At 65.3% G+C, this 20,963-nt stretch carries 23 protein-coding genes and 1 tRNA gene; 14 read left to right on the forward strand and 10 right to left on the reverse strand.

Translation table 11 applies throughout. The features are described 5' to 3' along the window. The first annotated feature begins 202 nt into the window (after nucleotides 1–202). Complete coding sequence (locus ML401_RS33085; RefSeq protein ID WP_285808263.1) at nucleotides 203–976, forward strand: IclR family transcriptional regulator; 774 nt, start codon at nucleotides 203–205, stop codon at nucleotides 974–976. 14 nt (nucleotides 977–990) lie between these two features. Here the strand turns inward: ML401_RS33085 and ML401_RS33090 are convergent, their stop codons facing one another. The 4 genes from ML401_RS33090 to ML401_RS33105 all read right to left on the reverse strand — a co-directional run bounded on the left by ML401_RS33090 (nucleotide 991) and on the right by ML401_RS33105 (nucleotide 4,238). After that, nucleotides 991–1,884, reverse strand: a complete 894-nt coding sequence (locus tag ML401_RS33090; protein WP_285808264.1) for a hypothetical protein — start codon at nucleotides 1,882–1,884, stop codon at nucleotides 991–993. 49 nt (nucleotides 1,885–1,933) lie between these two features. Further along, complete coding sequence (queD, locus tag ML401_RS33095; protein WP_194404754.1) at nucleotides 1,934–2,290, reverse strand: 6-carboxytetrahydropterin synthase QueD; 357 nt, start codon at nucleotides 2,288–2,290, stop codon at nucleotides 1,934–1,936. 84 nt (nucleotides 2,291–2,374) lie between these two features. Then, nucleotides 2,375–2,451 (reverse strand) — tRNA-Arg (locus tag ML401_RS33100). 287 nt (nucleotides 2,452–2,738) lie between these two features. Next, nucleotides 2,739–4,238, reverse strand: coding sequence for a HAMP domain-containing sensor histidine kinase (locus ML401_RS33105; RefSeq protein ID WP_211415620.1), 1,500 nt, complete (start codon nucleotides 4,236–4,238; stop codon nucleotides 2,739–2,741). 382 nt (nucleotides 4,239–4,620) lie between these two features. Here ML401_RS33105 and rpmH point away from each other — a divergent pair, with 382 nt between their 5' ends. The 11 genes from rpmH to dapE all read left to right on the forward strand — a co-directional run bounded on the left by rpmH (nucleotide 4,621) and on the right by dapE (nucleotide 14,168). Further along, nucleotides 4,621–4,755: a 50S ribosomal protein L34 gene (gene rpmH / locus ML401_RS33110; protein ID WP_008542748.1), complete on the forward strand. Its 135-nt coding sequence runs from the start codon at nucleotides 4,621–4,623 to the stop codon at nucleotides 4,753–4,755. A gap of 27 nt (nucleotides 4,756–4,782) precedes the next feature. Then, nucleotides 4,783–5,184, forward strand: a complete 402-nt coding sequence (gene rnpA, locus ML401_RS33115; RefSeq protein WP_194404756.1) for a ribonuclease P protein component — start codon at nucleotides 4,783–4,785, stop codon at nucleotides 5,182–5,184. Nucleotides 5,185–5,197: 13 nt separating this feature from the next. Continuing rightward, nucleotides 5,198–7,057 carry a membrane protein insertase YidC gene (yidC, locus tag ML401_RS33120; protein WP_259217893.1) on the forward strand — a complete coding sequence of 620 codons (1,860 nt, stop codon included), beginning with the start codon at nucleotides 5,198–5,200 and terminating at the stop codon, nucleotides 7,055–7,057. A 185-nt stretch (nucleotides 7,058–7,242) separates the two neighbouring features. Next, complete coding sequence (yihA, locus tag ML401_RS33125) at nucleotides 7,243–7,905, forward strand: ribosome biogenesis GTP-binding protein YihA/YsxC (RefSeq protein WP_194404758.1); 663 nt, start codon at nucleotides 7,243–7,245, stop codon at nucleotides 7,903–7,905. Continuing rightward, entirely contained in the window at nucleotides 7,905–8,270 is a 366-nt protein-coding gene (locus ML401_RS33130; RefSeq protein ID WP_285808369.1) for a DUF423 domain-containing protein, read from the forward strand. Before yihA ends, ML401_RS33130 begins: the two co-directional genes overlap by 1 nt. Before the next feature lie 203 nt (nucleotides 8,271–8,473). Next, nucleotides 8,474–9,361, forward strand: a complete 888-nt coding sequence (gene argB, locus ML401_RS33135) for an acetylglutamate kinase (RefSeq protein WP_194404760.1) — start codon at nucleotides 8,474–8,476, stop codon at nucleotides 9,359–9,361. Between the two features lie 182 nt (nucleotides 9,362–9,543). After that, nucleotides 9,544–10,530 (forward strand): DUF1036 domain-containing protein, encoded by a 987-nt coding sequence (locus tag ML401_RS33140; protein ID WP_259218680.1) that lies wholly within the window; start codon nucleotides 9,544–9,546, stop codon nucleotides 10,528–10,530. 14 nt (nucleotides 10,531–10,544) lie between these two features. Beyond that, nucleotides 10,545–11,237, forward strand: a complete 693-nt coding sequence (locus ML401_RS33145; protein WP_285808371.1) for a pyrimidine 5'-nucleotidase — start codon at nucleotides 10,545–10,547, stop codon at nucleotides 11,235–11,237. 121 nt (nucleotides 11,238–11,358) lie between these two features. Then, a complete protein-coding gene (dapD, locus tag ML401_RS33150) occupies nucleotides 11,359–12,204 on the forward strand; it encodes a 2,3,4,5-tetrahydropyridine-2,6-dicarboxylate N-succinyltransferase (RefSeq protein ID WP_194404762.1) in 846 nt (281 codons plus the stop codon). Nucleotides 12,205–12,357: 153 nt separating this feature from the next. Then, a complete protein-coding gene (locus ML401_RS33155; RefSeq protein ID WP_285808372.1) occupies nucleotides 12,358–13,005 on the forward strand; it encodes a DUF805 domain-containing protein in 648 nt (215 codons plus the stop codon). After that, entirely contained in the window at nucleotides 13,002–14,168 is a 1,167-nt protein-coding gene (gene dapE / locus ML401_RS33160; protein ID WP_285808374.1) for a succinyl-diaminopimelate desuccinylase, read from the forward strand. Before ML401_RS33155 ends, dapE begins: the two co-directional genes overlap by 4 nt. A 74-nt stretch (nucleotides 14,169–14,242) precedes the next feature. Here dapE and truA read toward each other — a convergent pair whose 3' ends face one another. The 3 genes from truA to def form a co-directional block, all read right to left on the reverse strand. Further along, entirely contained in the window at nucleotides 14,243–14,980 is a 738-nt protein-coding gene (gene truA, locus ML401_RS33165) for a tRNA pseudouridine(38-40) synthase TruA (protein ID WP_285808376.1), read from the reverse strand. A 6-nt stretch (nucleotides 14,981–14,986) separates the two neighbouring features. Beyond that, nucleotides 14,987–15,910 (reverse strand): methionyl-tRNA formyltransferase, encoded by a 924-nt coding sequence (fmt, locus tag ML401_RS33170; RefSeq protein ID WP_285808378.1) that lies wholly within the window; start codon nucleotides 15,908–15,910, stop codon nucleotides 14,987–14,989. A 137-nt stretch (nucleotides 15,911–16,047) separates the two neighbouring features. Beyond that, entirely contained in the window at nucleotides 16,048–16,572 is a 525-nt protein-coding gene (gene def, locus ML401_RS33175) for a peptide deformylase (protein ID WP_211415612.1), read from the reverse strand. 170 nt (nucleotides 16,573–16,742) lie between these two features. On the opposite strand from def, the gene ML401_RS33180 reads away from it, so the two are divergent. Further along, nucleotides 16,743–17,942, forward strand: a complete 1,200-nt coding sequence (locus tag ML401_RS33180; protein WP_285808379.1) for a DNA recombination protein RmuC — start codon at nucleotides 16,743–16,745, stop codon at nucleotides 17,940–17,942. Between the two features lie 141 nt (nucleotides 17,943–18,083). Further along, nucleotides 18,084–19,442 carry an MFS transporter gene (locus ML401_RS33185; protein WP_194404769.1) on the forward strand — a complete coding sequence of 453 codons (1,359 nt, stop codon included), beginning with the start codon at nucleotides 18,084–18,086 and terminating at the stop codon, nucleotides 19,440–19,442. A gap of 125 nt (nucleotides 19,443–19,567) precedes the next feature. Here ML401_RS33185 and ML401_RS33190 read toward each other — a convergent pair whose 3' ends face one another. Genes ML401_RS33190 through ML401_RS33200 form a run of 3 tightly spaced genes read right to left on the reverse strand, consistent with a single transcriptional unit; the run spans nucleotide 19,568 to nucleotide 20,960 of the window. Next, a complete protein-coding gene (locus tag ML401_RS33190) occupies nucleotides 19,568–20,005 on the reverse strand; it encodes a hypothetical protein (RefSeq protein ID WP_194404770.1) in 438 nt (145 codons plus the stop codon). 30 nt (nucleotides 20,006–20,035) lie between these two features. Continuing rightward, entirely contained in the window at nucleotides 20,036–20,638 is a 603-nt protein-coding gene (recR, locus tag ML401_RS33195) for a recombination mediator RecR (RefSeq protein ID WP_194404771.1), read from the reverse strand. Nucleotide 20,639: 1 nt separating this feature from the next. Further along, nucleotides 20,640–20,960, reverse strand: coding sequence for a YbaB/EbfC family nucleoid-associated protein (locus ML401_RS33200; protein WP_194404772.1), 321 nt, complete (start codon nucleotides 20,958–20,960; stop codon nucleotides 20,640–20,642). Between the last annotated feature and the right edge of the window lie 3 nt (nucleotides 20,961–20,963).

The raw sequence follows: 20,963 nt of genomic DNA on the forward strand, positions 1-20,963 counted from the left end.
TGATAGGACATGGCAGGCTCCGTGGTTGGAGTCGGATCGATCACCGCGACGCAGCGCGGATGTCGAATGCCTGTGCGGGCCGTGCCGTTTCCTCGTCGAGCCAGTTGCGGCCGGGCATTCTTCTCCCGGTCGTGATAGCGGCTTGCACCTGCCGCAACATCCCCCTAATTCCACTAAGTGGAAATGCCGACGGAGGCTGGATGTGGCGCAGGCGCGCAGATATGCGGGCGGGATTGACGGCAACCGGTCGCTCGAGCGGGGCATCGAGATTCTCAGGGCGTTCCGGCCCGGTGTCGATACGCTCGGCAATGGCGAGATCGCGGAGCGAACAGGCCTGCCGCGATCGACGGTCAGCCGGCTGACGCGAACGCTGGTCAATTCCGGGTTGCTCGACGAAGTCCGCAGCGAGAGGACCTACCGGCTTGCCGCATCCGTCATCAGCATCGGTCACGCGATGCGGACGGGATCGCCCGTGCTCAACGCGATCGGACCGATGATGCGGGCCGAATCGGCCAAGCGCCGGCTGAACGTCGGACTCGCGACCGCGGATCGAACCATGATGGTTTACCTGGAGTCGATCCGCTACAGCCCGCGCGCGGCGCTGCGCAACGTGGTCGCCGGCCAGCAGGTCCCGATGGAGCTGACGTCGCTGGGCCGCGCCTACCTCGCCGGCCTTGCCGAGACGGAGCGCGAGCGATTGCTGAAGCAGTTCAAGCGGCGCAGCGCAGCCGCCACCAAGGCGCTGCTGGCAGAGGTCAGGAGATCGATCGGCGCCGTCGAGCGCGACGGATATTGCGCCGTATCATGGCAGCCCGCCGTTCTCGCCGTCGCAACGCCGATCGTGCTGGACGGGCTTCCGGTCTACGCCCTCAATATGAGCCTGCAGAATGTCGACCGGTCCGATGCGCTAGCGAGCGAGATGGGCACGTACCTCAAGGCGTTTGCGGCGAAGTGCAAGGAGGTGCTGGCGGGCTGAAGCGATCGGCGCCCTTACAACTTTCCATAGACCCGCGCCGCGACCACCTTCAGGCGCTCGACCGATCCGGACTCGGGGTGCGGCTTGACCGGTGCGAACAGGATCGATGCCTGCCTGCCGTTCTTCCAGACGAAGATGTTGACGGCGTTGCCGTTGCCCTTGGTGCAGGAATGTTCGCCGAACGCTTCGCCGCCGAGATCGGGGATCGCGACATGCTTGCAAGGGCCTGCGCGCTTCATCATGCCGGCGGCGGTGTCGCGCGAGGTCGCGATCACCGCGACCGTCATGGTGTTGGCCTCGCGATCGAACATCATGCAGCTGCCCGCGCCGGTGCGCTGCACCGTCAGCGTGCTCGCGTCGAGAAAGCCGTCGGCATCGGCAGCCGTGAGCCACTCGCAAGTGCCGAACCGCTCGCTGCTCTTGCTCACGTTGGCAATGGCAATTCGCGAGGCCTCGGTGAGCGGCCCGAGCAGCGCATCGTCAGCACGCCGGCCGATCGGATAGACGGTGATCTGGAGAATATAATCGCCGGACAAGACGACGACCGCGGCCTCCTGGCGCTCCGCGCCGGCGGCGCTCGTTCCGCCCTGGCCTTCCTCGCCGATCCCCGCCACGGCGCTCAGCTTCATGCGTTCGCCAAGTGTCTTGACGAAGGTCGCGTACAACTCCCTGGCGCGGTCCTTGTCGGGATTGCGGAACACGGTGAGCATCATCGTGTCGCCGCGCCCGGCCTGATAGATGCAGCCGCGGCCGTCCTGATTTGAGATCAGCGACCATTTGAACGCCGGCATCGCGCGGGCGAGCTCCTGGCCGCTGATGAACGGGCAGGTTTCGGCCGCGCGCGCAGGGGCAGCCGCGATAGCAAGGAAAAGAACGAGACAGGAGAGCAGGCGATCGATGGTGCGCATCAGATGAACGTACTATCGAAATGCCGTGCCGGAAACGTTCGACTGTCCGTCACTGCCCGTTGAATTCAGCCCAGCAATCCGCCGTTTCATAGACCCGAACAGCCGACAGCTGTGAGAGGCTCGGCTTCAACCGGTCCCAGATCCAGATCGCGATATTCTCGGCGGTCGGGTTCTCGAGGCCTTTGACGTCGTTCAGGCAGTGGTGGTCCAGCGCGCCCATGATGTCGGCGAAGGATTTTTCGATATCGAAGAAGTCGGCGACGAAGCCGGTGTGCGGGTCGACCGGTCCGTCCAGCTGAACCTCGACCCGGTAGGAATGACCATGCAGCCGGCGGCATCGATGGGTCTCGGGCACGTTCGGCAGCCGATGCGCCGCCTCGAACTTGAACGCCTGCGATATCTTCATTCCGCTCCTCACACGGCGAAGCCATCCGGTCTCGGGCCCGTCTGGCGACCAGATGCTGCTTTGTCCTGACCTTTCGGCGAAGAATGGCGCGCCCGGAACGATTCGAACGTCCGACCCTCAGATTCGTAGTCTGATGCTCTATCCAGCTGAGCTACGGGCGCGTGTTTCGCAAACAGCGCGGGCAGGACCCGCGACGCAGCCCCCGGCAGGGCCGGAGGGGGTGCGAAAGAGCGCTCTGACTAACCGCTCTTGTCCCGATTGGCAAGGTCCGGGATGGGGAGATTTTCGCGGATTTTCACTCATCTCTCCTCTCCGTCATTCCGGGGCGACGCGAAGCGGCGAGAATCCATAACCACCGGCCGGGGTTATGGATTCCGGGCTCGACCCTTGGGGCCATCCCGGAATGACGGAAGGAATGAAATTGCCGCCCGCTCGGCCGCTGGCCGACTTACGCTCTCTGCCGCTCGTTGCGGATGGAGAGCAGCTCCACGGGGCGGTCCGGGATCACGATGCGGAAGGTGGCACCGATGGTGCCTTCGACCAGGTGGATATCGCCGCCATGGGCGCGGACCAGCTCGGCGGCGATGGCCAGGCCGAGACCGCTGCCGCCGGGACGCCCGGAGGTCTGGAACGCCTCGAACAGATGCTCCCGCGTCTTCTGGGGCACGCCGGGACCGGTGTCGGAGACCTCGACGATCGCGACGGCGCCTTCGCGTTTTCCGGTGATCCGGATCTGCTGCGGGCCATTGTCACCGGAGGCGTGGCTCTCCAGCGCCTGGGCGGCGTTGCGGACGAGGTTGAGCAGCACCCGGAACAGCTGATCGGGATCGGCATCGATCGCCAGCCCGCGCTCGATGGCGGCGACCCAGGCGATCGAGGCATCGGAGGCGAGGCCCGCGGTCTCGCGCACCTCCAGCACGACAGGCTCGATCAGGATCATGCGGCGGTCGGGCGCGGCCTCCTGGGCGCGTCCGTAAGACAGCGTCGACTGGCAGAAGGCGATGGCCCGCTCGAGCGAGCGCACCAGCTTCGGCGCGAAGCGTTGCACCCGCGGATCCGGCACGCTGGCGAGCTGATCCGACAGCAACTGGGCCGAAGCCAGCAGGTTGCGCAGATCGTGGTTGATCTTGGAGACGGCGAGGCCGAGGGCGGCGAGCCGGCTCTTCTGATGCAGCATCGACATCAGATCGCGCTGCATGTCCGACAATTCGCGCTCGGCGACCCCGATCTCGTCGCTGCGCTGGCTCGGCACGATGATTCCCGCCGAGCTTTCCGGGTTCTCGTGGAAGCCGACCAGGCTCGCGGTCAGCCGCCGCATCGGGCGCACGAAGAGATAATGAAGCGCGAGATAGACGAGGCCGGCGGTCAGCACCGCGATGATCAGCGCCACCACCACGACGTTGCGGGAGAAGCGGTACATCTGCTGCCGCAGCGGCAATTCGTCGGTGACGATCTCGATGAACTGGGCATTGCCGACGCCGGGCCCGACGATGCGGATGGCCTGGTTGCCGGTCTCCAGCATCATCCGGAACGAGCCGGTGATCGCCTCCCATGCGGTCATGTCGCGCAAATCGATGTCATGCTCGATGGCGGCCGGAATGTTGTCGCTCGCGAGCAGCCGGCGCTGCTGGCCCATCTTGATGGCGACGGCGCGGGCATTGATGCTTTTCAGGATCTGGCGCGACAGCGAATCGGGAACCATGCCGAGCGGTGCCGCATCCAGCACCAGCGCCGCGGTGTTCGCCGCCGCGACCCGATCGTTGAGCCGGTTGACCCAGAAGTTGGCGATGGCTGGGACATAAAGCAGGCTGGCCGCGATCATCACCAGGGGAACCGTCAGCAGCAACAGCTTGCCCGACAGCCCGAGCCCGCGCGTCCCGCGGGGACTCGCCGCCGGCTGGTCCGGCTGGTCCTGATCCTGGACCGGCTGGAGGTCTGTCGCTGCCACGGAATCGCCCTCGCTGCCTAGACCGGGTTAAGAATTGGGCCGGGTGAAGGATTAGCGGATATGAGAATGCGGCCCGCCCCTGGCCCCGGTCAAATTACGGATCGCTAATCTGCCAAGGTGGGATGTAGGCGCTGATATCGCTACCCGCCACCTCAAGGGTTAAAAACCCCGCACAAACAGCGATATTCACGAAAATCGCGCGCTTGTGCGGCGTTGACGAAAACAAGGCGCTCGCTTATAAGCCGCGCAAATTGTCCGCGATGACCCGGTGTGACGCCGGGAGCGGCTCTCTTGGGGCCGAAAAGGGTCCGTTGTGGGCCGCATCTTCCGGACTTTACCATCAATTCTACAGGCAAATTGCCCGGTCAGCGGAGAAAAACCCGTGAAGCGGACTTATCAACCCAGCAAACTGGTGCGCAAGCGCCGTCACGGCTTCCGTGCCCGTCTCGCCACTGCCGGCGGCCGCAAGGTTCTCGCCGCCCGCCGCGCCCGCGGTCGCAAGCGTCTGAGCGCCTGAGCCAGACCCCCTTTTTGGGATTTCATCATGGATCGGCTGAGGCAGCGGGCGGATTTCCTCGCCGTTGCCAATGGCGCGCGGGTGAACAGCCGCGCGTTCGTCCTGCAAAGCCGTCCCCGCGATGACGGCGGCCCGATCCGGATCGGCTTCACCGTTACCAAAAAGAACGGCAACGCCCCCGAGCGCAATCGCATCCGGCGCCGGCTTCGCGAACTCGTGAAGCGGCTCGATCCGGTGTCGATGCAGCCCCATCATGATTATGTGCTGGTCGGACGAAGGGACGCGCTCTCGCGCGACTTCACGACCATGCTCGACGATCTTCGCATAGCGTTCACGAAGCCCGCGCGGCATACGCACAAGGGACGCGGCCCGAAAACCGACGGCTCAAGACCCGGCCCCACTCCCGCGACCAGCCGCAAACCGGATTGATGACGAGAGAATGATGACCGACAACCGCAATACCATCCTCGCCGTCATTCTGTCGGGCCTGGTGCTGATCGCCTGGCAGTATTTCTACAACGTGCCGGCGATGGAGAAGCAGCGCGCCCAGCAGCAGGCCCAGGCCGAGCTTCAGAAGGGCACCCCGCAGCCGACCGCGTCGGCGACGCCCGGCGCCTCGTCGACGCCCGGCGCCGCGCCGCAGCCCGGCGCAGCTCAACCGGCGACACCGGCCGCAAACCAGGCCCAGCCGGTCGTTGCGCGCGATGCCGCGATTGCAGCCAGCCCGCGCGTCAAGATCGACACGCCGCGGATCGCCGGCAGCATCTCATTGAAGGGCGGCCGCATCGACGACATCGCGCTGGTGCAGTTCCGCGAGACGGTCGATCCGAAATCGCCGCCGATCATTCTCTATTCGCCTTCGGGCACCGCGGAACCCTATTACGCCGAGTTCGGCTGGGTGCCGGCGACGGGCGTGACGGCGAAGCTGCCCGACGCGCAGACCGTCTGGCAGCAGGACGGCAGCGGCAGCCTGACGCCGACGACGCCGGTGGTGCTGAAGTGGGACAATGGCGAGGGCCTCACCTTCCGCCGCACCATTGCGGTCGACGACCATTATCTCTTCACGGTCAAGGACGAGGTGAGCAATGTCGGCAACGCGCCCGTCACCCTCTATCCGTTCGCGCTGATCTCGCGCCACGGTGCACCGCAAGTCTCCGGCTATTACATCCTGCATGAAGGCCTGATCGGCTATCTCGATGGCCTGCAGGAATATGCCTACAAGAAGATCGACGAAGCCAAGTCGGTGAACTTCAAGGCCACCAATGGCTGGCTCGGCATGACCGACAAGTACTGGGCCTCGGCGCTGCTGCCCGACACCAGCGCGCAGCTTCAGGCGCGCTTCTCGTCGAACCCATCAGGCAACGTTCACACCTACCAGACCGATTACCTGCTCGACCCCGTCACCGTCGCGATCGGCGGCACCGCGACCGCGAATGCGCGGCTGTTCGCCGGCGCCAAGGAAGCTGGCGTCGTCGGCCTCAATTTCCCGCTGGCCGGCCACGGCGGCTACAACAAGGAGCTGGGCCTGAACCATTTCGATCTCCTGATCGACTGGGGCTGGTTCTACTTCATCACCAAGCCAATGTTCATCGGGCTCGACTTCTTCTTCCGCTTCTTCGGCAATTTCGGCATCTCGATCCTGCTCGTGACCGTGATCGTGAAGCTGTTGTTCTTCCCGCTGGCGAACAAGTCCTACGCCTCGATGGCGAAGATGAAGTCGGTCCAGCCGCAGCTGCAGGCGCTGAAGGAACGCTTCCCCGACGACAAGGTGAAGCAGCAGCAGGAGATGATGGAGATCTACCGCAAGGAGAAGATCAATCCGGTCGCCGGCTGTCTTCCCGTCGTGATCCAGATCCCGGTGTTCTTCTCGCTCTACAAGGTGCTGTTCGTCACCATCGAGATGCGGCACGCGCCGTTCTACGGCTGGATCAAGGACCTTTCGGCGCCGGATCCGACCAACCTCTTCAACCTGTTCGGGCTGATCCCGTTCGATCCGACCACGATTCCGGTGTTCGGCCATTACCTCGCGCTCGGCATCTGGCCGATCATCATGGGCATCACGATGTGGTTCCAGATGAAGCTGAACCCGACGCCGCCGGATCCGACGCAGCAGATCATCTTCAACTGGATGCCGCTGATCTTCACCTTCATGCTGGCGGGCTTCCCGGCGGGCCTCGTGATCTACTGGGCCTGGAACAACCTGCTCTCGGTGGTCCAGCAGAGCTACATCATGCGCCGCAACGGCGTGAAGGTGGAGCTGTTCGACAATCTCAAGGCGACGTTCGCGAGGAAGGCGACGTAAGTCTCACGCGAGTGTGCCCCGTCATACGGGTGCAAATGCCTCCACATCGTCATGCCCGGGCTTGTCCCGGGCATCCACGTTTTGGAAGCTTGTCCAGTAACAAGACGTGGATGGCCGGGACATTTGGTTGGAAAGCCGCGCTTCGCGCTTTTTGCCCGGCCATGACGAGAGGATAGGTCCTTCTCATGAACGAGAAGAACGACGACAAAGATGCGAAGCTGATCGAGGCCGGGCGCAAGCTGTTCGCCCGCGACTGGCAGTTCATCTGGGCCTCGCCCTCGATCCAGACGCTGCCGCCGATGGCGGGGCTGGAGGTCGCCTTTGCCGGCCGCTCCAATGTCGGCAAGTCGAGCCTGATCAACGCGCTCACGGGGCGCAACGCGCTGGCGCGCACCTCGCACACGCCGGGCCGCACCCAGGAGCTGATTTTCTTCGAGGTCCCCGGAAAGACCGACCTGCGTCTCGTCGACATGCCCGGCTACGGCTACGCCAAGGCGCCGAAGAGCCAGGTCGCGTCCTGGACCGAGCTGATCCACAAATTCCTGCTCGGACGCGCCAGCCTCGCGCGCGTCTACGTGCTGATCGACGCGCGCCACGGCATCAAGGACGTCGATCTCGAAGTGCTGGGGACGCTCGACCGCTCCGCCGTCAGCTACCAGATCGTGCTGACCAAGGCCGACCAGGTGAAGGCGTCCGAGTTGCAAGCGCGCATCGCCGAGACCGAGGCCGCACTGGCCAAACATCCCGCCGCGTTCCCGAACGTGCTCGCGACATCGTCACGCAGCTCGACCGGCATGGAAAGCTTGCGCGCCGCGATGGCGAAGCTCTTGGAAGAGCGGAGCAAGTAGTGGCGGCCCATCGCCTCCTGATTGGGCTTGCCGGTTTGATGGGCGCCGCCGGCGTCGCGCTGGCCGCGGTCTCCGCCCACGGCGCGGATGCGAGCCGGCTCGCCACGGCCAGCGCCATGCTGCTGTTTCATGCAACTGCCATACTTGCGACCACCGCCCTGCTCGCGCGCGGCCTTCTGCACGGCGGAATTGGCCTCACCGCCGCGTTCGGCTTTGTGATCGGCGCCGCGCTGTTCGCGGGCGATCTCAGCTTGCGGCAATATGCCGGGCATGCGCTGTTTCCGATGGCGGCACCGACGGGGGGAACGGTGATGATCGCGGGGTGGCTGGCGGTGACGCTGGCGGCGGTGGTGGCAAGAAAATAAGTCTCGTGCCCCGGACGCAGCGCAGCGCCTTAGCGGTGCGCTGCTGAACCGGGCCCATACTGCTTTCTGGGTCCCGGCTCAGCGGCGCGGCACTACGCGCCGCACCGCGTCCGGGACACGAGATCGCATGCCAGCCACACTTTGCGCCCCGCCCGCCAATCGGATAGAACGCGCACCGACCGTCCCGCCAGCGAGACCGCGACATGACCGACATCTCCCCGCTCGACCAGGCCCGCATACTGTCGGAAGCGCTGCCGCACATGCAGCAGTATGACGAGGAAACCATCGTCATCAAATATGGCGGCCATGCCATGGGCGACGAGGAGACCGCGAAGAATTTTGCCCGCGACATCGTGCTGCTCGAGCAGACCGCGATCAATCCCGTCGTGGTGCATGGCGGCGGGCCGCAGATCGCGACCATGCTCAAGCGCCTCGGCATTCAATCGGAATTCGCAGCGGGCCTGCGCATCACCGACGCCGCGACCATCGAGATCGTCGAGATGGTGCTCGCCGGCTCCGTCAACAAGCAGATCGTCGGTTACATCAACGAGGCCGGCGGCAAGGCCGTGGGGTTGTCGGGCAAGGACGGCAACATGGTGAAGGCGTCGAAGACGACGCGCACCATCATCGATCCGGGCTCGAACATCGAGAAGGCGATCGATCTCGGCTTCGTCGGCGACCCCGAGAAGGTCGATCTCACGCTGCTCAACCAGCTGATCGGCTACGAGCTGATCCCGGTGCTGGCGCCGCTCGCGACCTCCAAGGATGGCCAGACGCTGAACGTCAACGCCGACACCTTTGCCGGTGCGGTCGCCGGCGCGCTGAAGGCCAAGCGCCTGTTGCTGCTCACCGACGTGCCGGGCGTGCTCGACAAGTCGAAGAAGCTGATCCCGCAATTGTCGGTGAAGGACGCCCGCAAGCTGATCGCCGACGGCACCATTTCCGGCGGCATGATCCCGAAGGTCGAGACCTGCATCTACGCGCTGGAGCAGGGCGTCGAAGGCGTCGTCATCATCGACGGCAAGATGCAGCACGCGGTGCTGCTCGAGCTCTTCACCAACCAGGGCACGGGCACGCTGATCCACAAGTGATGCGGAAGCAAAAAACGAAAGCCGTCATGGCCGGGCTTGTCCCGGCCATCCACGATCTTTCGGCCCGCACCGAGAACGTGGATGCCCGGGACTTGCCCGTCCAGATGCGCTCCGCGCTTTTGCCCGGGCCTGACGGATCGGGAGCGAAGCAACGCCGCCGCTCTGCCCTCACCCGCTTCCTCATGACGCTGCCGGCCGCGGCCGTCTCGTTCTTCTTCTCCTCCGCCCCCGCCTTCGCCGACCTCAAGATCTGCAACCGCATGTCCTATGTGGTCGAGGCTGCGATCGGTATCGACGACAAGGCGGCGACCGCGACGCGCGGCTGGTTCAGGATCGATCCCGCCACCTGCCGCGTGGTGGTGCAGGGGACGCTGACCGCCGACCGCATTCTGCTGCACGCCCGCGCGCTCGGCGTCTATGGCGCCTCCCCGATCCCGCAGAGCGGCAGCGATACGCTCTGTGTCGCGCAGGACAATTTCGTCATTGCGGCGGCCCGGCAATGCCGCAGCGGCCAGGCCCAGGCCGCGTTCACGCAGGTGACGCCGACGCAAGGCGCCGACGGCAACCTCGTTGCCTATCTCGCCGAGGATTCCGAATATGACGACGAGCAGGCGCGCCTTGCCGGCATCCAGCGGCTGCTGGTGATCGCAGGCTATGATGCCGCGCCGATCGACGGCGTCGACGGGCCGAAGACGCAAGGCGCGCTGGCCGCGTTCCTGAAGAGCCGCGGCTTGTCGTCGGACGTCGTGGGCTCGCCGAACTTCTTCAAGACCATGGTCGATGCGGTGCAGACGCCGTCTGCAACCGGCCTCACCTGGTGCAACGACACGCCGCACAAGGTGATGGCGGCGATCGCGACCGACGACGGCAAGTCCGTGACCAGCCGCGGCTGGTACCGCATCGATCCCAAGACCTGCCTGCATCCTGATGTGACCGGCACCCCGAAGCAGATCTTCAGCTTCGCGGAAGCCGTCGACGCCGACAACCGCGCCGTCAAGCTGAAGGACCGGCCGCTGAACTGGGGCGGCGACAGGCAGCTCTGCACGCGCGAGACCAAGTTCGAGACCAACGAGCAGACTGATTGCGGCGCGCGCGGCTTCGCGGCGACGGGATTTGGCGCGGTCGATATGTCGAGCGGCGGCAAGACGCTGCGCTTTGCGGTGCCGTGATCGAGAGGGTTTTGATGAATCCACCCCGCACCTTCAGCCATGTCGACACCTGGGTGTTCGACCTCGACAACACGCTCTATCCGCATCACGTCAATCTGTGGCAGCAGGTCGATGCGCGGATCGGAGAGTTCGTCTGCAACTGGCTGAATGTCGGCCCCGAGGAAGCGCGGGCGATCCAGAAGGATTATTACCGGCGCTTCGGCACCACCATGCGCGGCATGATGACCCTGCATGGCGTTTCCGCCGACGACTATCTCGCCTACGTCCACAAGATCGACCACTCGCCGCTGGAGCCAAACCCGGCGCTCGGCGAAGCCATCGCAAAATTGTCGGGGCGCAAGCTGATCCTGACCAACGGCTCGGTCGACCATGTCGACGCGGTGCTGGCACGACTTGGGCTCGGCTCGCATTTCGACGGCGTGTTCGACATCATTGCCGCCGAGTTCGAACCGAAGCCGGCGGCGCAGACCTACCGGAAATTCCTCGCCGACCATTCGGTCGACCCGACCCGGGCCGCGATGTTCGAAGACCTCGCCCGCAACCTCACCGTCCCGCATCAGCTTGGCATGACCACCGTGCTGGTGGTGCCTGATGGAACGAAGGAGGTGGTGCGGGAAGACTGGGAACTGGAGGGCCGGGACGCCGCCCATGTCGATCACGTCACGGATGATCTGACGGGGTTTTTGGGCAGGCTGTCCCACGAATAGTGTCGTCCCGGGGCGCGAAGCGAGCCCGGGACGACAGTGGAGTATGCCTTGACTCCGCTCCTCCAAATCCCGAAAAAGCGCCCCAATCCATCAAAATTCCCGTTTCTCAGAGGAAATCCCGATGTCCCTTGCAGCCCTCGAATCCACCATCAACAGCGCCTTCGACGCGCGCGAGACCATCTCGACCTCGACCAAGGGCGAGGTGCGCGAGGCCGTGGACCAGGCGCTGGAGACCTTGGACAAGGGCGAGGCGCGCGTTGCCGAGCGCGGCGCCGACGGCAAGTGGAAGGTCAATCAATGGCTGAAGAAGGCCGTGCTGCTCTCGTTCCGCCTCAACGACATGGACGTCATTGGCGGCGGTCCCGGCAAGGCGAGCTGGTGGGACAAGGTGCCCTCGAAGTTCGAAGGCTGGGGCCCAAACCGCTTTCGCGACGCCGGTTTTCGCGCGGTGCCGGGCGCGGTCGTCCGCCGTTCGGCCTTCATCGCCAAGAACGTCGTCTTGATGCCGTCCTTCGTCAATCTCGGCGCCTATGTCGATGAGAGCACCATGGTCGACACCTGGGCGACCGTCGGCTCGTGTGCGCAGATCGGCAAGCGCGTGCACATCTCCGGCGGCGCCGGCATCGGTGGCGTGCTCGAGCCGCTGCAGGCCGAGCCCGTGATCATCGAGGACGATTGCTTCATCGGCGCGCGCAGCGAGGTCGCCGAAGGCGTGATCGTGCGCAAGGGCGCGGTGCTGGCGATGGGCGTGTTCCTGGGCGCCTCGACCAAGGTCGTCGACCGCGAGACCGGCGAAATCTTCATGGGCGAGGTCCCCGAATATTCGGTAGTGGTGCCCGGCGCGCTGCCCGGCAAGCCGATGAAGAACGGCCAGATCGGCCCCAGCACCGCCTGCGCCGTCATCGTCAAGCGCGTCGACGAGCGCACGCGTTCCAAGACCAGCATCAACGAGCTGCTGCGGGACTGAGCTGCGCCACGAGTGCTATTCCCCAACCGTCACCCTGAGGTGGCCGCCTCTTCGGCGGCCCTCGAAGGGCGACGGGCCTGATCCTGTATCGAACCCCCTCTGCCTCCATCGCGACCAATTTCCGGGCGGCCCCTTTCCGCCGGAGCCTTCGCCATGGACTGGACCTCGTACCTCTTCCGCTTCGACGGCCGCATCAACCGCGCCCTGATGTGGCAGGCGCTGCTGATCGTCGCGCTGCTGGCGGCGGTGCTGGAGAACCTCAGTCCCGTCATCGGTCTTCTCGACGGAACCAGATCCGCAGCCAGGCTCGGCATCGAGTTCGACTTTGACTTCGGGCTCGACGACCTCTTTCGGGTGGTCGATCCCGGCGCCTGGCATTTGCTGGCCTCGACCGACCGCGTGACGCTGATCCTGAAGGGCTTCGGCACGCCGCTATTCCTCTGGATTTATCTGGCGACCGCGATCAAGCGGCTCCACGACCGCGGCAGGAGCGGCTGGTGGATCGTGCTTTTCTTTTTCCTCCCCAACCTGCTGCTTCACCTCTCGAACCGGCTGCCTCCGGCGTTCGCTCCGCTCGACTGGGCCGGCTACGCACTTTGGCTGTGGGGCTTCGTCGAGATGTTCATCGTGCCCGGCACGTCGGGTACCAACCGGTTCGGCCCCGATCCGCTGGCCGAAACCGAGAACGATTCCACGCCCGCAACGCCGGCTGCGAAAGGCTGGGACCAGAGCCGCGAGCTCGAAATTGTCCCGCCCAGTGCTAGCCCACCCGGCGGCATGCATGTTAAGCGGGGCGCATGACCGATGCTCTCTCCATTGCCCGCGATCTCATCCGCTGCCCCTCGGTAACCCCTGAAGATGCCGGTGCACTCGGGGTGCTCGAAAAAGCCTTGGGCGACGCAGGCTTCACCTGCCACCGCGTGACCTTCAGCGAGGAAGGTACCGCCGACGTCGACAATCTCTATGCGCGGATCGGCACCGAAGGCCCGCACATCACCTTTGCCGGCCACACCGACGTGGTGCCGCCGGGCGATGAGAGCGCTTGGAGCGTCGGCGCGTTCTCCGGCGAAGTGAAGGACGGCGTCCTGCACGGCCGCGGCGCCGTCGACATGAAGGGCGGCATCGCCTGCTCGGTGGCGGCGGTCCTGGAGCATCTGGCCGCCAACGGCGGCAAGCCGCGCCCCGACGGGGCGGGCTCGATCTCGTTCCTGATCACCGGCGACGAGGAAGACGTCTCGATCAACGGCACCATCAAGCTGTTGAAATGGGCGGCAGAGCGCGGCGAAAAATTCGATCATTGCGTGCTGGGCGAGCCCTCCAATGTCGAGACGCTCGGCGACACCATCAAGGTCGGCCGCCGCGGCTCGCAATCCGGCACGCTCTATGTCGACGGCGTGCAGGGCCACGTCGCCTATCCGCATCGCGCCTCCAATCCGGTGCCGGATATTTCGCGGCTGATCGTCGCCATCAGCGACGAGCCGCTCGACCATGGCAGCGCGCAGTTCCAGGCGTCCAATCTCGAATTCACCTCGGTCGACGTCGGCAACAAGGCCAACAACGTGATTCCGGGCGAGGCCCGCGCCAAATTCAACATCCGCTACAACGACAACCACACCCAGGCGAGCTTGCGCGAACTGGTCGAGACGCGCCTCGCCAAGGCCTGCGGCAACCGCATCAAGGCCCGCATCGTCTGGGAGCCCTCGAACTCCAACGTGTTCGTGACCAAGCCCGGCCCGTTCACCGATCTCGCGGTGTCCGCGATCGAGGAAGTGACCGGGCGCAAGCCGGAGCTGTCGACGTCAGGCGGCACGTCGGATGCGCGTTTCATTTCGAGCTACTGCCCGGTGATCGAGTTCGGCCTGGTCGGCCAGACCATGCACCAGGTCGACGAGCGCGTGCCGGTGGCCGATCTGGAGAAGCTGACGAAGGTCTATCGCGGGATTTTGACGCGGTATTTTGGGTAGGCCCCTATATCGCCCAGCCCTCCGCCGTCATGCCGGGCTTGTCCCGGGCATAACATCCGTGGCGGTATCAGGCCCTAATAATCCACCTTCATCAGATACAGCCCGTCCGGCGGCGCGACGATGCCGCATGCGGCGCGGTTGCGGGCTTCAAGCGCTGCGGAGAGATCATCCGCGGTCCAGCGGCCCTCGCCGACCCAGACTAGCGAGCCCACCATCGAGCGCACCTGGCTGTGCAGGAACGAGCGCGCGGAGGTAACGATGATGATCTCGCGGCCATCACGCGTCACGTCGAGCTGGTCGAGGGTTTTCTCCGGCGACTTGGCCTGGCATTCGGTGTCGCGAAACGTCGTGAAATCGTGCTTGCCGAGCAAGCGTTGCGCCGCCGCATGCATCGCGTCGGCATCGAGCTTGCGCGGCACGCGCCAGGCGTGGCCGATGTCGAGGGCGAGATTGGCGCGGGTGTTGATGACGCGATAGCGGTAGTGCCGCTTCACCGCCGAGAAGCGCGCCTCGAAACTATCAGGCACGATCTCGGCCTCCAGCACCGCGACCGGGTGCGGCCGCAGATGCGCATTGAGCCCGTCGCGAAAACGGCCCGGCGGAAATGGCTTGTCGACGTCGACATGCGCGACCTGGCCGCGCGCATGCACGCCGGCATCGGTTCGGCCGGCGCCGTGCACGCGCAAATCCGCACCGGTCATCGCCTTCACGGCCGCCTCCAGCGCGCCCTGCACCGAGGGCAGCGTGTCCTGGATCTGCCAGCCGAAGAACGGCGCGCCGTCATATTCGATGGTGAGCTTGTAGCGGGGCATCGCTGACTAGTTGAACCTCGCTCCCGCCTTCAACGGCGTGCCGCGCAAGAAGTCCGCGGCCTGCATCCGGCCCTTGCCTTCGCGCTGCAGCTCGATGATGCGGATCGCGCCTTCGCCGCAGGCGATGGTGAGCTGATCGTCGAGCACCGCGCCCGGTTCGCCCGCGCCTTGTCCCAGCTCGCAGCGCAGGATCTTGACGCGCGAATTCTCCAGCTCCGCCCAGGCGCCGGGGAACGGCGAGAGGCCGTGGATGTGACGCAGCACCTCGCGCGCCGGCTTGCTCCAGTCGATCCGCGCCTCGGCCTTGTCGATCTTGGCGGCATAGGTGACGCCTTCCTCGCTCTGCTTCCTGAGCTGGAGCCCACCGCGGGCGAGCGCGGCCATCGCGCGCACCATGAGATCGGCGCCTAACCGCGACAGGCGATCATGCAGATCGAGCGCGGTCATGCCGTCGGTGATGGCAAGCCGCTCGGCCATGGCGACGTCGCCGGTATCCAAGCCGACATCCATCTTCATCACCATGACGCCGCTCTCGGCATCGCCGGCCATGATCGCGCGGTTGATCGGCGCCGCGCCACGCCAGCGCGGCAGCAGCGAGGCGTGCAGATTGTAGCAGCCGAGTTTCGGCGCATCGAGGATCGCCTGCGGCAGGATCATGCCGTAGGCGACCACGACAGCGGCATCAGCCTCGAACGCGCGGAATTCGGCAAGTGCCTCTTCGGTCTTCAACGTCTTTGGCGTCAGCACGGGCACGCCGAGTTTTCGCGCGGCTTCCTCGACCGGGGTCGGCTGCAATTGCAGGCCGCGCCGCCCGCCCGGCTTCGGCGCGCGGGTATAGACGGCTGCGATCTCGTGGCCGTGCGCGACGAGCTCGAGCAGCGTCGGCACGGAGAAATCGGGCGTGCCCATGAAGATCAGGCGAAGGGGCATGTGGCAGCGTTCGGGTGAGAGTTCTGGTTCTCCGTCATGCCCGGGCTTGTCCCGGGCATCCGCGTTCTTGGCCGAGAAGGAAGCAAGGCGTGGATGGCCGGGTCAAGCCCGGCCATGACGGCTGGAGACGTGTCGCTTTATTCCGCGCGCTTGGCGGCTTTCTCGAACTTCTTCATCACGCGGTCGCGCTTGAGCTTCGACAGATAGTCGACGAACAGGACGCCGTTGAGATGATCGATCTCGTGCTGGATGCAGGTGGCGTAGAGGCCTTCGGCGTCCTCCTCGTGCACCTTGCCGTCGAGATCGGTGAAGCGCACGCGCACTTTCGCGGGGCGTTCGACCTCCTCGTAATATTCGGGGATCGAGAGGCAGCCTTCCTCGTAAACCGACAGCTCCTCGGACGAGGCGATGATCTCGGGATTGATGAAGACGCGCGGCAGCGGCTTGGTCTCGCCGTTCTCGTCGCGCTTGGCGAGGTCCATGGTGATCAGCCGCAGCGGCTGCGCGATCTGGATCGCGGCCAGGCCGATGCCGGGCGCGTCGTACATGGTCTCGAACATGTCGTCGGCAAGCTTGCGGATCTCCGAGGTGACCTTCTCGATCGGCTTGGAGACCAGACGCAGCTGCTTGTCGGGCAGGATGATGATTTCTCTGAGGGCCATGGCCGCGATTTAAGCCCCAGGCCGGATGCGGTCAATGCGGCCAGGAACCCTGTTAACCCCTCGCTAACCATAAAACTTCGTCTTTTGTTAACCATAAAAATTAGGGGACCATTAACCGCGTACGTTCTCCCTTCGTTCGCTAAAGCCCGGCGAATCGGCTACAAGGCGCCATGAACGAGATCATTTTCATGCTGGGCGAATGGCCGGTGCGCACCGTCGATGCGCTGATCGGCTTCGGGGCCCTCGTCCTCATCCTGCTGGTGGCCATCGCAATCGTCATCGCGCGGTCCGGCCGGCGCGGCGCGGAACTCGCGATGGCACATGCGATCCGGGCCGACGAGCTCGAGGAGCGCTTGAGCGAGGTGCTGCGCGCCCAGAGCGAGTCTTCCGGCCGGGTCGACGCCATGACCCAGGCACTGGCGGGACGCCAGGCCGAGATGGCGCGGGCGGTCAACGAGCGGCTGGATTCGGTGACCCATCGCGTCGGCCAGTCCATGGAACATTCGACCCGCAACACCATGGAGAGCCTGCGCGCACTGCACGAGCGGCTCGGCATCATCGACAGCGCGCACAAGAACCTCACCGATCTCACCACGCAGGTGACGACCTTGCGAGACGTACTCGCCAACAAGCAATCGCGCGGCGCCTTCGGCCAGGCGCGGATGGAGGCGATCGTCCAGGATGGCCTTCCCAAGGGGGCCTACGAGTTCCAGTTCACGCTCTCGACCGGCAAGCGGCCCGACTGTGTCGTGTTCCTGCCCGACCAGCGCCCGCTCTGCATCGACGCGAAATTCCCGCTGGAGGCGATGACGGCGCTGCATGACGCCCGCACCGACGAGGAGAAGCGCGTTGCCACGCAGCGGCTGCGCGGCGACGTGATGAAGCATGTCAGCGACATCGCCGAAAAATATCTCGTCACCGGCGAGACCCAGGAGATGGCGCTGATGTTCGTGCCGTCGGAATCGGTCTACGCCGAGATCCATGACGGCTTCGACGACGTGATCCAGAAGGCCTACCGCGCCCGCGTCGTGCTGGTGTCGCCCTCGCTGCTGATGCTGGCAATCCAGGTGATGCAGCAGATCATGAAGGACGCGCGCATGCGCGATGCCGCCGACCAGATCCAGACCGAAGTGATCAAGCTCGGCGACGACCTGGGTCGTCTCAGGGATCGCGTGGTCAAACTGCAGAAGCATTTTTCCGATGCGAACGAGGACGTCCGCCAGATCCTGATCTCCGCCGACAAGATCGAAAAGCGCGCAGGCCGCATCGAGGAGCTTGATTTCAGCAAGAGCGATGCGGCGGAAGGCCCGCGGCTGGTGGCAACCGGCGCGCCGGAGCTGTTCCCGAGAAAGCTTCAGGCGGGGGAGTAGAGCCCACACCGTCATGGCCGAGCTTGTCCCGGCCATCCACGACCTTCCAGCCGCACCGGGAACGTGGATGCCCGGGACGAGCCCGGGCATGACGAGTTTTGTAGCAGAGGCATCACGGCCAGAATCTGCTAACACCGCCCCATGACCGCACCCGACGCGACCTCCCCCGCCGCCGCTCCTGCGACCTCCTGGCGCGATAGTCTTGCCGTTTACCTGCAGCCGCGGGTGCTGATCGTGCTGTTCCTCGGCTTCTCCTCCGGCCTGCCGCTGGCATTGTCGGGCTCGACGCTGCTGGTGTGGATGCGCGAGGCCGGGGTCGACCTCAAGACCATCGGGCTGTTCGCGCTGGTCGGCACGCCCTACACGCTGAAATTCCTGTGGGCACCGCTGGTGGACGCGCTGCATGTGCCACTGTTCACCCGCGCGTTCGGGCGGCGGCGCGGCTGGCTGCTGTTCTCGCAGCTCTTGCTGATCGTCGCGATCCTGCTGCTGGCCATGACCGACCCCGCGCGCTCGCCGTTCTACGTCGCGCTGGGCGCGCTGCTGGTGGCGACCACGTCCTCGACACAGGACATCGTGGTCGACGCCTTCCGCGTCGAGAGCCTGCCGGAGAGCGAGCAGGCCGCCGGCATGGCGGCTTACGTCGCCGCCTACAGGATCGGCATGCTGGTCTCGACCGCGGGCGCGCTGTTCATCGTCTCCGGCTTCGAGGGCACCGGCATTCCGCGGCAATCGGCCTGGATGTGGGGCTATGTGGTGATGGCGGCGATGGTGCTGATCGGCACGATCACGGCGCTGGCCGCAACCGAGCCCGGGCAATCGGAGCGGGCTGAAGCCGCGACGAAAACGGAGACTGCGTTCGCGCGCGTGCTGCACGCGGCGATCGGGGCTTTCTCGGAGTTCCTGTCGAGGAAAGACGCGCTCGCCGCGCTGTCTTTTGTCGTGCTGTTCAAGTTCACCGACGCTTTCTCCGGCACGATGACCGCGCCGTTCGTGATCGACCTCGGCTTCACCCGCAACGACTATGCAGCCATCGTGAAGGGCGTCGGCCTCGCCGCGACCCTGATCGGCGGATTTGCCGGCGGCTTCGTCGCGCGGCGCTATCCGCTTGCGGCATCGCTCTGGATCGGCGGCGTGGTGCAGGCGCTGGCCAATCTGACCTTCTCCTGGCTCGCCATCGTCGGCACCAATCAATGGGCGCTGGCGCTCGCCATCTGCGCCGAGAATTTCACCAGCGCCATCGGTACCGTGATCTTCGTCGCCTATCTCTCGGCGCTGTGTCAGAACCCGCTGCACACGGCAACGCAATATGCACTGCTCACCGCGCTCGCGGCGGTGGGGCGGACCTATCTCTCGTCAGGCGCGGGATTCGTGGCGGCTGCGACCGGCTGGCCGCTGTTCTTCGTGATCTGCGTGCTGGTGGCGATCCCGAGCCTGATTCTGCTGGCCTGGCTGCAGAGGCGCGGGCATTTCGAGGCGCTCGGGCCGGTGAGGGTGTAGCCGCCACTCGCTGTCATGCCCCGCGAAGGCGCGGCATCGAGTACTCCGAGACAGTTGTGATTGACCGAGAAGCTGCGGCGTACTGGATCGCCCGCCTTCACGGACGATGACACCGGAATCGAAGCCTACTGCTTCCTGATGATGCTCCACTTCGTGATCACGGCTTCGCTCATCTGACCGGCATCGCTGGCGCAGGCGATCTCGTCGACCTTCACGGAGATTTCCTTGCCGACGAACGATTTCAGCTGCGTGGCCTGCGCGTCGCTGGAGGTGACGAGCTGGAAGGTCTCCGGCCCGGTCTCCAGATTGCACAGCCCGTTCGGCGCCGGCAGGCGGCGCGGCTCGGAGGTGATCTGGTACATCGCGATCCGCTTGCCCGCCTTCTTGACGTCGCGCACCTTCATCGCGTTAAGCTCGCCCGACAGCACGTCGCCGGTATTGATCGGCTTGCCGGGCTTGGACGGCGGCGGCGTGTCGTCACCCTGCTGCGCGGCGATGGCCGGGGTCACCAGCATCGCCATCGTCGCGACCAATGCCAATCGTGTGGCGAAGAGTTTCGTCATGTCGTCCGTTCCGTGAGATCTATGGGATGGCTAGAACAGGGTCCGCTGCCGCATCGCTGCCGATAGCGTACCTTCATCGAGATAATCAAGCTCGCCGCCGACGGGAACCCCGTGGGCGAGCCGCGTCACCTTCACATTGGCGTCCTGAAGCAGGTCGGTGATGTAATGCGCCGTGGTCTGGCCGTCGACCGTCGCATTCAGCGCCAGGATGATTTCGTGCACCTCGGCCGCATGCGCGCGTGCAACCAGCGCGTCGATGGTCAGATCCTGCGGGCCGACGCCGTCGAGCGGCGACAATGTTGCGCCCAGCACATGATAGCGCCCTTGGGTCGCGTTGGCCCGTTCCAGCGCCCAGAGGTCGGCGACGTCGGCGACGACGACGATGATGGATGGATCGCGCTTCGGATCGGTGCAGACCGTGCAGGGATTCTGCGTGTCGATGTTGCCGCAGGTCTTGCAGACCTCGACCTTGTCGAGCGCGACCTGCAGAGCCGAGGACAGCGGCATCATCAGCGCTTCGCGCTTCTTGATCAGATGCAGCGCGGCGCGCCGCGCCGAGCGCGGACCGAGGCCCGGCAGCCGGGCGAGCAGCTGGACCAGCCGCTCGATTTCAGGACCTGCAACAGCGCCCATATTATTGGCCGAACAGCCCCGGCGGCAGGCCGAGCCCACCGGTGAGAGCCTGCATCTTCTCCTGCATCGCAGCCTCCGCCCTGCGGCGCGCATCGCCCATGGCGGTGACGAGCAGGTCTTCCAGCACCTCGCGCTCTTCCGGCTTCATCAGCGAGGGATCGATCTTGACAGCCTTGACGTCCATCTTCGCGGTCATGCGCACGGCAACGAGGCCGCCGCCGGAGATGCCCTCGACTTCCACGTTGGCGAGCTGCTCCTGCATCTCCTGCATCTTGGATTGCAGCTGCGCCGCCTGCTTCATCATGCCGAGAAAATCAGCCATCGG

It is taken from the genome of Bradyrhizobium sp. 62B (genome assembly GCF_030272265.2).
Lineage (GTDB): Bacteria > Pseudomonadota > Alphaproteobacteria > Rhizobiales > Xanthobacteraceae > Bradyrhizobium.

Coding starts and splice junctions, on each gene's coding strand:
- ML401_RS33090 (WP_285808264.1), bottom strand. CDS start 1,884: ATGCGCACCATCGATCGCCTGCTCTCCTGTCTCGTTCTTTTCCTTGCT.
- queD (WP_194404754.1), bottom strand. CDS start 2,290: ATGAAGATATCGCAGGCGTTCAAGTTCGAGGCGGCGCATCGGCTGCCG.
- rnpA (WP_194404756.1), top strand. CDS start 4,783: ATGGATCGGCTGAGGCAGCGGGCGGATTTCCTCGCCGTTGCCAATGGC.
- yidC (WP_259217893.1), top strand. CDS start 5,198: ATGACCGACAACCGCAATACCATCCTCGCCGTCATTCTGTCGGGCCTG.
- yihA (WP_194404758.1), top strand. CDS start 7,243: ATGAACGAGAAGAACGACGACAAAGATGCGAAGCTGATCGAGGCCGGG.
- argB (WP_194404760.1), top strand. CDS start 8,474: ATGACCGACATCTCCCCGCTCGACCAGGCCCGCATACTGTCGGAAGCG.
- ML401_RS33140 (WP_259218680.1), top strand. CDS start 9,544: ATGACGCTGCCGGCCGCGGCCGTCTCGTTCTTCTTCTCCTCCGCCCCC.
- ML401_RS33145 (WP_285808371.1), top strand. CDS start 10,545: ATGAATCCACCCCGCACCTTCAGCCATGTCGACACCTGGGTGTTCGAC.
- dapD (WP_194404762.1), top strand. CDS start 11,359: ATGTCCCTTGCAGCCCTCGAATCCACCATCAACAGCGCCTTCGACGCG.
- ML401_RS33155 (WP_285808372.1), top strand. CDS start 12,358: ATGGACTGGACCTCGTACCTCTTCCGCTTCGACGGCCGCATCAACCGC.
- dapE (WP_285808374.1), top strand. CDS start 13,002: ATGACCGATGCTCTCTCCATTGCCCGCGATCTCATCCGCTGCCCCTCG.
- truA (WP_285808376.1), bottom strand. CDS start 14,980: ATGCCCCGCTACAAGCTCACCATCGAATATGACGGCGCGCCGTTCTTC.
- fmt (WP_285808378.1), bottom strand. CDS start 15,910: ATGCCCCTTCGCCTGATCTTCATGGGCACGCCCGATTTCTCCGTGCCG.
- def (WP_211415612.1), bottom strand. CDS start 16,572: ATGGCCCTCAGAGAAATCATCATCCTGCCCGACAAGCAGCTGCGTCTG.
- ML401_RS33180 (WP_285808379.1), top strand. CDS start 16,743: ATGAACGAGATCATTTTCATGCTGGGCGAATGGCCGGTGCGCACCGTC.
- ML401_RS33185 (WP_194404769.1), top strand. CDS start 18,084: ATGACCGCACCCGACGCGACCTCCCCCGCCGCCGCTCCTGCGACCTCC.
- ML401_RS33190 (WP_194404770.1), bottom strand. CDS start 20,005: ATGACGAAACTCTTCGCCACACGATTGGCATTGGTCGCGACGATGGCG.
- recR (WP_194404771.1), bottom strand. CDS start 20,638: ATGGGCGCTGTTGCAGGTCCTGAAATCGAGCGGCTGGTCCAGCTGCTC.
- ML401_RS33200 (WP_194404772.1), bottom strand. CDS start 20,960: ATGGCTGATTTTCTCGGCATGATGAAGCAGGCGGCGCAGCTGCAATCC.